Origin of the sequence: uncultured Pigmentiphaga sp., assembly GCF_937950555.1 — a bacterium.
GTDB lineage: Bacteria > Pseudomonadota > Gammaproteobacteria > Burkholderiales > Burkholderiaceae_B > Pigmentiphaga.
In genome coordinates this window covers 1-6,207 of sequence record NZ_CALFCW010000011.1, presented here as the reverse complement: position 1 = coordinate 6,207, position 6,207 = coordinate 1, and the positions used below count along the sequence as shown (strand labels likewise).

Here is a 6,207-nt window from a genome sequence, read left to right as displayed (position 1 = left end):
ATCGAGACCAAGAGCGTCGAGCTGACGCGGGGCATTACGCAGATCCTGTACCAGATCGCCGTGTCAGCGAAGGTTCTGTTGGGTCTGTAACTGACGGCGGACATGTCCCCTCCTTTACACGACACGCGCAGTCCGGGCCCGGCTGACGTACCGATGGACACTTGCTCGATCATCGTTCCGATTGACTTGTCCCGTCGTCCGCTGGGCGTGCTGCGCAGGCTGCGGGCATTCCTCGATGCGCCCTGGCCTGCCGGCTGCACCGAAATCGTCGTGGCACACCTCACCTACGGCACTCGCTGGGACCGTGTCCTCGAGCGCATGGTGTCCGCTCGCCGGACTCGCATGCGGAACATCGTGCTGCCCCAGACCGCAAGGCTGCCGCACGAGCCGGGCATCCCCTTGGGACGCCTGCGCAACATCGGTGCAGAGGCGGCATCCGGCATGGACCTGTTCTTCGCCGACGTCGACCTCGTCCTGCCCCCGAATGTCATCGAAGATGCCCGGCAGCTTCGCCGCGAACTGGAGCGCGGTTTCGTCTCCGTGCCGGTGATTTACCTGTCCCACCGCGTCGGCCTGGATGCAGCAAGGCGGCTGGCGGCGGCCACGCCGCAACGGCAAGTGGCAGACCACTTGCGAACGCTAGCGCTGAACCGCCAGATGGATGGCCTGGCCCTCAACAGCTCGCTGATCCTCGTCAACAAGGAGCACTATCGCCGCCTTGAAGGGTTCCACGAGCGCTATTGCGGGCACGGGTTCGAAGACTTTGATCTGCTGATGCGCTTGGCCCATGCCGACGAGAAGGCGCCGCTCCCCGCGTCGGTGCTCGTCAACATCCCCCAGGCCAGTCCCGGTCATGCGGTCGGATTCCGCAGCTACTTGGCCCGTTTCACCGCCCCCGTGCTCGCCCGAGGCACGATCGCCTATCACGTGCACCACTGGCGGCCGAAAGGAGACGGCTATTTCGAAGCGCGGCAACGAAACTATGAGCTGTTCTGCGAACGGATGAGGTCGCTGGGGATCGTGGACGACAGCCTTACCGGTTCCACCAGCCACCTTGGCTTCAGCGCCAAGGATACCGCCGCGCTTCTCAAGAACTCGCTTGGGCTGTGTGAACCCGACGATGAACAAGGTTCCCCCCTGTTCAGCCCGCCTAGGCTGGCGCGAAAGAGCCTGAAAGAACGCCTGAGTGCTCGTGCGGTTGCCATGTGCGAGTCCGCAGCACTCAGCGTGGCGTGACCCGCTACATAACCGGAATTATGATCGCTTCTCGCAAGAGAGAAGTAATGGACACCCCTCATGCTAAGAAAGAAGCTCCGCAAGCTGATTCGCTCCCCTCGACTTTTCGTGCGAGACATGGTCGCAAAGAGAGTCGGTCTTCAAGCCTTTGCACGCCTGTTCTCCGGGTCCTACACCCCTCGACACACCTACTCGATCGTGTCAGCGGTGTACAACGTCGAGAAGTATTTGGATGACTTCTTTGCATCGCTCGCGAATCAAACCTGCCGATTGTCTGGGGCGATCGAAATTATTGCGGTTGATGACGGCTCAACGGACCGTTCAGCAGAAATCATCCAGAAGTGGGCCAAACGGATCCCAGGGTCCATCAAGTACGTCCGCAAAGAAAATGGTGGCCAAGCCTCGGCCCGGAACCTCGGCCTGACGCATGCGTCAGGCGAATGGGTGACGTTCATTGACCCCGATGATTTCGTCTCGCCGCGCTATTTCGAGACGGTGGACAGATTCATGGCATCCCCCAACGCCCACAAAGTGGCGATGGTGGCGACCAAGTTGGTTTATTTCCACGAAATCAACAAGCGACTGGCCGACAATCACCCCCTCGCCTATCGGTTCAAGAACGGGAATCGAATAGTTTCCCTCATTGACCCTGGCGACTGCATACAGCTGGCAACAAATTCATGCTTCTTCGCTCTCGATGTCATCACCTCCAACGGCTTAGTGTTCGATGAGGCAATCAAACCCGTCTTTGAGGACGCGCACTTTGTGGCCCGGTACCAGAAGTTGGTAGAACAAGCAAACTTTGGCCTTTGCGCCGAGGCAGTCTACTACTACAGAAAACGCGCCGACCAGACCTCCTCCATCGATCGATCTTGGGATGACCCTCGCAAGTTCGGGGACGTACTTCAGCTCGGGCATTTGGATCTCCTTGAAAATGCCTCGCCACACACCAGAACTGTGCCCAAAGGGATCCAAACTTTGGTGTTGTATGACTTGATTTGGTATTTCAAGATTCTTCTGAGAGACCCCCGCAAGCTGGACCACCTCGACGAAGAACAAAAAAAACGCTTCAAGAATTTACTTCACCAAATATTTTCCTACATCACCCCCGATGTCATCCAAACGTTCCGCCTTGGCGGCGCTTGGCATTACCACCATGTTGGCATGTTGGGGCTGTTCAAGAACATGGCGCCCGACCGTTACCGCGCCTACGCCGAAGCGCTGGATGAAAAGAAAAAACTCGTCTGCCTGAGGTACTACTACCACGCCGGGCCCGTCTCCGAGCGCGTGGTCGTTGCCGGCCAGGCCATGCTCCCCGCGGCGGTCACCGAGCGGGTACACCGGTTTGCTGATGAAGTGTTCGTTCGCGAGCGCAATCTCTGGGTCCCCTATGAATCACTGGCGGACCATATAACGCTGTATCTGGACGGGCGTCCCGCACCGATCTCCGTAGGGGGCAAGCCCTGTGGCGAGCAGGCGCTGATGCATGTGATGGCGCGGACCCTGCTGGCCGCCAAGGCGCCGAAACAACGCAGCCTGGCCTCGCGCCTGCTGCGCCGGTATGCACTGCGCGCCGACGTGGCGGCGCGTTACCGCCGCGCGTGGCTGTTGATGGATCGGGACATCCAGGCCGACGACAACGCCGAACACCTGTATCGCTATCTCCGCCAGCACCACCCCGAGGTCAATGCCTATTTTGTCTTGCGGCGCACGTCCCATGACTGGCCACGCCTGCAGGCTGAAGGGTTTCGCCTGCTGGACTACGGGTCCAGGGAGCATCAGGCCGCATGCCTGCATGCAGACCACATCGTCTCCAGCCATGCGGACCGCTATGTAGTGGAACCGGTCCCGCGAGCCCAGTTTTCGGATCTGTTCAAGGCACGCTTTACCTTCCTGCAGCACGGACTGACACAGAATGACATGTCCGCTTGGTTCAATGCCAAGGACATCGCCGTCTTGGTCAGTGCCAGCGTCAAGGAGTACCGTAGCTTCGTTGGCCACGACAGTCCCTACAAGTTCGGCACCAGCGAAGTCGTGCTTTCGGGATTTCCCCGTCATGACGCGCTGTTGGATGGCAAGAAACCCATGGAGAAGGTCATCCTGGTCATGCCAACCTGGCGTGAATCACTAGTCGGTCCCGTAAAAGGCAAAGGCAACACGCGCGCACCCAACCCTCTATTCCACGAGTCGGAATATGCATGTCGTTGGCGCTCGTTCCTCGCATCGGACACCCTCCGCCGGCTGGCCCAACAACACGGCTATCGGGTGGTGTTCTTCCCTCATGCCAACATCCAACCGTATCTGCCCGGCTTCCACTTGCCGTCGTGGATTGAAGTTGCGCGGCACGAGCCCGGCACGTCGATCCAGCATCATTTCCAGCGTGCCGCCTTGATGGTTACCGACTATTCCTCGGTCGCCTTCGAGATGGCCTTGCTGGAGCGACCGGTGCTGTACTATCAGTTCGACCGCGACCTGGTCTTCGGCGGGGGGCACCTCACCCGCAAGGGCTATTTCAGCTACGAGAAAGACGGCTTTGGGCCCGTCTGCTTCGATGAAAGTGCCTTGCTCGAAGAGCTGGCCAGGCTCCTCGCGCGAAACGCTGAACCCGAGCCCGTTTACCGGGAACGGATGCGCAACACCTTCGCGCACCGGGACGGTCGGTGCTGCCGCCGTGTCTACGAAGCCATCATCGCGCTGGACCGCCCGGAGGTCCGCGCGCCCGAAACCGCGGAGGTGGTGTGGCATTTCGCCCAGCACGAGTTCGCGCTGGGCCATTGGGGGCTGTGCCGCCGCCACGTGGATGACTTGCTGCATCGCTTCGGCCCCACGCTGGACGCTTCGTGGCGTGAAGAAGCCGAACGCCTCAGGGCGACTGCCACCGAGTACGAAACCCTTGCCAACCGCGCGTTCGACGCCATCCAGGAATTCCGCGAGGCACTGGAGCAACCTCCCAGCGAGCTCGCCGTCGAGATATTTGAACGACATACCGCACCCGCCATTGCCGCTTTGCCACCGCACCTCCGGTGGACCGACATCACACGCGTCCAGATGGCCGTTGTAAAGCGGTTGCGAGAACTTGAGCGCTATCAGGAAGCACTCCGGGCCTTGGACGAGGTCATGCCACGCTCGCTTCAGGAGCGTGCCATGGTGGAAGTCGAACGGGCAGAAGTCCTCTATGCGCTGGAGCAGTGGGAGGAACTCATTAAGCAGGACATGTCGATACTGCCGCTGCTGTCACAACCGTTGAGTCATCGCCTGCAAGGCCTGGTGATACTGGCCAAACTGCGCTTGGAGAGAAGGCAACATGCCCTCCCTCTTTGACGTGCCCGAGAGCCTGCGGGTGCCTCCTGAAGACGTGGAAGCCTGCCTGGAGGCCGCGCTTCCCGACGCCCGGGTTTGACGGGCCGGCGCGGTGAAGAGCGAGCCGCCTGAGCCACGGCTGTCGTCGCGCACAATCCCGCCAGATCTTCTTGTTCACCCTGCCAAGACTTTGACCTCTGCACCCCCCCTGGCCCGCTGCTTGGCCGTCCTCACGCCAGGCCTGCAGCGGGTGGACACCTTGTCGGCGTTGCTCGGCGATGTCGAGCTGCGCATGAGCCGCCGGCCTGCTGTCGAAGGCCTGGACGCGGTCCTCGCCTGGGGCCGCAAACCGAGCGCGCGCGTGGCCGAGGCGTTCGCTTCCCGCCACGGGCTGCCCGTGTGGCGTGCCGAAGACGGTTTCTTGCGGTCGGTGGGGCTCGGGAACCAGGACCCGCCCTTGTCCATCGTGCTCGACGACCTGGGCATCTACTACGACGCTTCCTCTCCCTCTCGAATCGAGGCGTTGATCGCGCGGCCCCACGGGCAAGACGAGTGCTCGCGGGCGGCCGCGCTGCGCGCCTCGTGGTGCGAAGGGCGCCTGTCCAAGTACAACCATGCGCGCGAGGCGACGTCTCCCTTGGAGGGGCCCTTCGCGCTGGTGGTGGATCAGACCTACGGCGATGCGTCCATCGCCTACGGCCTGGCGAATGCGGGGAGCTTCGCGCGCATGCTCGAGGCGGCGCTCGACGAACATCCTCACCTGCCCGTGCTGCTCAAGGTGCACCCGGACGTGATCGCCGGGCGCAAGCGTGGGCATTTCGACGCCTTGACGCCCGGGCAGGCGGCGCGGGTGCGCGTGCTCGCCAGCGACGCCCACCCTTGCGCATTGCTCGAAGCGGCCCACATGGTCTACACCGTGACTTCGCAGATGGGCTTCGAGGCGCTGCTGTGGGGTCGGCCGGTGCGCTGCTTTGGCATGCCGTTCTATGCCGGCTGGGGGCTGACGGGCGACGAGCTGCCCCCGCCCGATCGCCGCCGTCCGGTGGGGCTGGACGACCTCGTGCACGCGGCGTTGATCGAGTACCCGCGCTACCTGGACCCTGAAACCGGCCAGCGCTGCGAGCCGGAGCGGCTGATGGCATGGATGGCCCTGCAGCGACGGATGCGCGGGCGCTTTCCGGCGCGGGTGCACGCGCTCGCTTTCTCGCGCTGGAAGAAGCCGATCGTGCGGTCATTCTTCTCCGGGAGCGAGGTGCGTTTCGTGCGCGAGGCGGCGCAGGTGCCCCCCGGAGCGACGTTGGCCGTGTGGGGGCGCAAAGAGGCAGGTGCGTTCGCGTCAGCGGCGGCGGCAGGTCCGGGGGGCGACACGCCCGCGGCGGGTGGACCATCGGCCCCGGGGGCAAGCTCCGAGACGGTCGCGCTCGTGCGCCTGGAAGACGGCTTCTTGCGTTCCGTCGGCCTGGGGGCGGATCTGGTGCGGCCGCTTTCATGGGTCATGGACCGCACCGGCATGTACTACGACGCGACGCGTCCGTCGGACTTGGAAACGCTGCTGCAGACCGCGGCCTTCGATGACGCACTGTTGACCCGCGCACGTGCGCTGCGCGAGCGCATCGTCGGCGCGGGCCTGACCAAGTACAACGTCGGCGCGGGCAGCTGGCGCCGCCCTTC

The 6,207-nt window shown here is 62.9% G+C and carries 3 protein-coding genes; all 3 read left to right on the top strand.

Annotation, left to right across the window (positions count from 1 at the left end; all coding sequences use genetic code 11):
* Window positions 1–102: 102 nt before the first annotated feature.
* The gene (locus Q0319_RS01530) at window positions 103–1,236 is read left to right on the top strand and encodes a galactosyltransferase-related protein (RefSeq protein WP_299450441.1); all 1,134 of its coding nucleotides are present in this window, start codon (window positions 103–105) and stop codon (window positions 1,234–1,236) included.
* A 60-nt stretch (window positions 1,237–1,296) separates the two neighbouring features.
* The gene (locus Q0319_RS01525) at window positions 1,297–4,557 is read left to right on the top strand and encodes a CDP-glycerol glycerophosphotransferase family protein (RefSeq protein ID WP_299450438.1); all 3,261 of its coding nucleotides are present in this window, start codon (window positions 1,297–1,299) and stop codon (window positions 4,555–4,557) included.
* A 169-nt stretch (window positions 4,558–4,726) separates the two neighbouring features.
* Window positions 4,727–6,207, top strand: a 1,481-nt coding sequence (locus tag Q0319_RS01520; RefSeq protein ID WP_299450435.1) for a capsular polysaccharide biosynthesis protein, incomplete at its 3' end; no start/stop codon positions are given.